The organism is Polaribacter sp. IC066 (genome assembly GCF_007997085.1).
GTDB lineage: Bacteria > Bacteroidota > Bacteroidia > Flavobacteriales > Flavobacteriaceae > Polaribacter.
This window is the reverse complement of record NZ_VORR01000104.1, coordinates 1-3,855: the sequence shown is the minus strand read 5'-3', so window position 1 is coordinate 3,855 and position 3,855 is coordinate 1. Positions and strand designations below refer to the sequence as shown.

5 protein-coding genes are annotated in these 3,855 nt (G+C 28.3%); all 5 read left to right on the top strand.

What is annotated here, in order from left to right; all coding sequences use genetic code 11:
* Nucleotides 1–185 precede the first annotated feature (185 nt).
* The 5 genes from ES044_RS17980 to ES044_RS17960 all read left to right on the top strand — a co-directional run bounded on the left by ES044_RS17980 (nucleotide 186) and on the right by ES044_RS17960 (nucleotide 3,462).
* Nucleotides 186–539: a hypothetical protein gene (locus tag ES044_RS17980; RefSeq protein ID WP_147120717.1), complete on the top strand. Its 354-nt coding sequence runs from the start codon at nucleotides 186–188 to the stop codon at nucleotides 537–539.
* Between the two features lie 221 nt (nucleotides 540–760).
* Nucleotides 761–991 (top strand): hypothetical protein, encoded by a 231-nt coding sequence (locus ES044_RS17975; protein WP_147120718.1) that lies wholly within the window; start codon nucleotides 761–763, stop codon nucleotides 989–991.
* Nucleotides 991–1,308 carry a type II toxin-antitoxin system RelE/ParE family toxin gene (locus ES044_RS17970; protein WP_147120719.1) on the top strand — a complete coding sequence of 106 codons (318 nt, stop codon included), beginning with the start codon at nucleotides 991–993 and terminating at the stop codon, nucleotides 1,306–1,308. The genes ES044_RS17975 and ES044_RS17970 overlap by 1 nt, the downstream gene beginning before the upstream one ends.
* Nucleotides 1,309–1,844: 536 nt before the next feature.
* Nucleotides 1,845–2,987, top strand: a complete 1,143-nt coding sequence (locus ES044_RS17965; protein WP_147120720.1) for a DUF6973 domain-containing protein — start codon at nucleotides 1,845–1,847, stop codon at nucleotides 2,985–2,987.
* A complete protein-coding gene (locus tag ES044_RS17960; protein ID WP_147120721.1) occupies nucleotides 2,977–3,462 on the top strand; it encodes a hypothetical protein in 486 nt (161 codons plus the stop codon). Before ES044_RS17965 ends, ES044_RS17960 begins: the two co-directional genes overlap by 11 nt.
* The last annotated feature ends 393 nt before the right edge of the window (nucleotides 3,463–3,855 follow it).

Below are 3,855 nucleotides of genomic sequence, written 5' to 3'. Positions count from 1 at the left end.
CGATAAATACATCTATAACTTTATTCTTGGGTTGAGTCTTAATATCCATTAAAACCCAGGGGTTACTAATTCCTAATAAGTCTGATAAACCGTTTAATTCCATCCTGAAATGTAATCATTTTTAACAAATCCATTGTTTTTAGCGAAGAGCCAAAATTTATAATCCTTCAGAAGTTATTACTATTATGAGACTTCCAAATTGGAATCCTGAAAAAGATGAATTTGATAATTTCTTATTTGCGTTTAAAAAGAGAATTGAGAATCTAAATAAAAAAAGGAAAAAGAGAACTAAAAAACTCGATGAAAATAAAATTAAAGATGGGAAAAATGAATTAATAATAGACAAAGAAGCGGAACATTATAAATCTAATATTGGAAAAATTTTGTTTTTTATTTATATATTTTCTGGAATTTTAGGAATTAAATATGTCTACAACAATTGGAATACTGGGAAAACAAATATTGGAATAGTAATATTCGGAATTATCGGTTGCATTTTTTATATAAATAAATACAAGAAATTTGGAAATAATAAATAACGTTTGCCAACACCGTATAAAATTAATTGCTGGCTTTTAGCTTATTTACGAAAGTCCAAACGGACTTTCTTGGTTTGTGTTTTATTTAGTAAATTCACTGCTTAAAACACGCAACTAATCTTATACATAAACGTTGGCAACAAGCAAATAAAAATTTGTCAATTAAGGAAAAATGGATAATAAACTGAAAATTTAGTATCTTTGGTAAAAAGTAGATTAAAATGAATTTAGAAGCTCGAAAAATAGAATTTATTCAAGAATTTTTAAATCTTCAAAATGAAGATATCATTTCTCGTCTTGAAAAAATATTGAGAAAAGAAAAAAACACTTCAAAGCAAATATTTGAACCAATGACAATAGCTGAATTGAATGAACGAATTGACAAATCGGAATCTGATTTTCGAAATAATCGATTTAAAAGTAGTTCTGAACTTTTAGCTAAATACGAATAATGAAATTAAAAATTATTTGGTCTGAATTTGCAGAAACTCAACTTGACAAAATTTACGAATATTATGAAGAAGAAGTAAACGAAAGAGTTGCGAAAAAAATTACAAAAGGAATTATTAACGAACCACAAAAATTAGTGAAATCTTCTTTCATTGGTCAAGAAGAGGAATTACTTAAGGAGAGAAAAACTGAATATAGATATTTAATTTACACAAACTATAAGATAATTTATTCAGTAGATATTGAAAACGGAATAATTAAAATTGCAGACGTATTTGATACTCGACAATATCCATTAAAAATGAAACGAACGAAATAAGCAAAGCCAGTTGCCAACACCGTGTATAATTTATTACTGGTAATCGCTTACTTACGAAAATCCTCGCAGACTTTAAATCTGTGGTTTTATTTACTAACTTTAGTGCTTAAAACACGTAACAAACTATACACAACAACGTTGCCATTCATTGTCAAGCAAGTTTGCGGAAACCAATCAAAATGGAAAAATCAGCCATCTATAAGGTAAAAAAAATTGTGTTGTTAAAATTGGGAGAAATTGAAAATTGTGGAACACTTTTTCGCTAATTAGAATTTTGGAATTCTGCCAGGTTTGCGAAAAGTAAAATCGGAATTTAATGTTGCAAAAATTCTGAAATGTATTCCAAATGGTCCTAAAGCAACTTAAGAAAAACAAGAGGACTGATACGTGCAAAGGAACTGATATTCAAAACAACGTTTTAGTTCTCCTCTTGTTTCTTAGTAAAGATAATAACTACTTTATTAAAGCGTAAAGTAAAGAACAACGTTGGCAAAAATGCTACAGAAAAATGAATATTAATTAAAAATTGAAATATTATGAAACAATTACAAAAATTGAAATTACTTACTTTAATCCTAGTAGGATTATTGATGTACTCTTGTCAAAATGAAGAAGATTACTCCCCAGAAAAACAAGAAACAACAATTGACACCTCAAACTTGGTTTATTTTAAAGGAATACCAGTAAGCCATCGTTTTAAAACAAATATTGTTAATTTAGAGAAAGATGAATCAGATAAATTTAATTTTGTCTTAAAAGAAAAACGAATTGAAAAAGGCATTAATTTTGCGCGTAAAGGAGTTGAAACATTAGATGTTGAAAAATTTTCAGAAGCAGTTGATGAAAGTTTTAAATACTTTCCTTATCAAGAGGAAGGTTTTGATCTGGAAATGGTGAAAAAAGATTTTCCTACCTTATCCGAAGAACAAATTGCTGTTAATTCAGAAGAAATAGATTCTTATTATTCTAGAAACCTAAATGATATGGTAGCAAGTAGGTATCTTATAGAATTTGATGAAGATGAGGATTATGGAGGTGGTGGTAATTACAATCCAACACCGCCAAAAATGCCTGCCATTACTACCCTTAAGAAAGATGGTGAAGATACAGAAGCTTGTACTTTAAGAGAATTAAGCATAGATTGGTGGGATGTAAAAAGATATGTTGCTTATTATAAAGCTGGTGCATACGCAACATGGAACGCTGCTTTAAGCTATTATTCAGTAGGAAAAGCAAACACAAAAAGAGATGCTTTTAAACACACGTTATGGAATGGACTATTAGCAAATCATTATTATACAATGTCAGCTAAAAAACCAAGATTAGATTTTGCTAAAGATGTAGCAGATATGAATGAAAAATGCGGAGGTAATAACCAAGATGTTAGTGCAATGGATTATCATAACAATGCTATTGGAAGAAAAATATGGGATGATGATACTACGTATCAATCTTTTTTGGGGATAACATATAATATAAGAAACCCAAGTAATTCAAGGCTAAAATCTCTGGTTAAAGAAAAAATGAAAAATATATTGTATATTTATAAAAATGAAAGCTTTGATGAAGATACACCTGAATATTTAGCAGAAATAGAACGTGTGTATTGGTTAATTAAAAAGGCTGACAAAAATAAATTAGTCTATTTTTCTGTTAATAACGATGATTATGGATACTAAGAAAATAATATTTGTTGGTCTTTTTTTATTATTAATTACTGCTTGTGGACATTCTGGGTTTGAAGAAGAAGAAGGTAGTGCAGGTTTTATAATTAATATAATTAACAGAACGGATAAAGAGTATTCTGGGTTTGTTTTATATCTTGGAGACAATCAAAATGGGATATTTATTGAAAAAGATTCTTTAGTTGCTAAAAACGTTAAAATTTATAAAAAAGATGAAGGCCCATATTCATCAATTAACAATGGTGAACAAAGAACTTATATAAGAAGTAACAAAGAATTTAGAGATTTAGAAGGTTTAAGTGAATTTGGAAAATGGGTTGGTAGTTTTGGTACACTAGAAAAACTTTACTTTAAAGTGAAACTCTCTGATGGAACAATAGTTTTTTCAGAAAACCCCAAATTAAGAATTAATAGTAGTTCAGATATTACTCTAAGTTTAAGAGATAGTGGTAATAAACTTCTTTATTAGCAAAAGTTAATGAAATTGAAACGAATAGTTATTAATAAATAAGGCTAATTTAGTAATACGCACATTTGCCAACACGGTATATAAAAAATAGCAGTAAAGTGCAAACTATAACGTTTGTGCTTTTCTACTATTTTTATTTACAAACTGAAAGAAATCGCATATTTATTCTGCTACTATTCATATACAAAAACGTTAGCTTTCATTGACCACTCAAATTCTGAAATGGAATATATAGTTTTAAAATCTTGATTTTTAAAGAAAAAACTAAAAATGTGGAACACTCTCTCGCCCGGAAAATTTTGCGAATATTGAGCAAAATTTGAATTTATAAAACGTGTGAATCTACTCAAACTCTGAAAATCAGTTTGGCGGAATTCTTACTCAAAAGCTGAA

Coding starts and splice junctions, on each gene's coding strand:
- ES044_RS17980 (WP_147120717.1), top strand. CDS start 186: ATGAGACTTCCAAATTGGAATCCTGAAAAAGATGAATTTGATAATTTC.
- ES044_RS17975 (WP_147120718.1), top strand. CDS start 761: ATGAATTTAGAAGCTCGAAAAATAGAATTTATTCAAGAATTTTTAAAT.
- ES044_RS17970 (WP_147120719.1), top strand. CDS start 991: ATGAAATTAAAAATTATTTGGTCTGAATTTGCAGAAACTCAACTTGAC.
- ES044_RS17965 (WP_147120720.1), top strand. CDS start 1,845: ATGAAACAATTACAAAAATTGAAATTACTTACTTTAATCCTAGTAGGA.
- ES044_RS17960 (WP_147120721.1), top strand. CDS start 2,977: ATGGATACTAAGAAAATAATATTTGTTGGTCTTTTTTTATTATTAATT.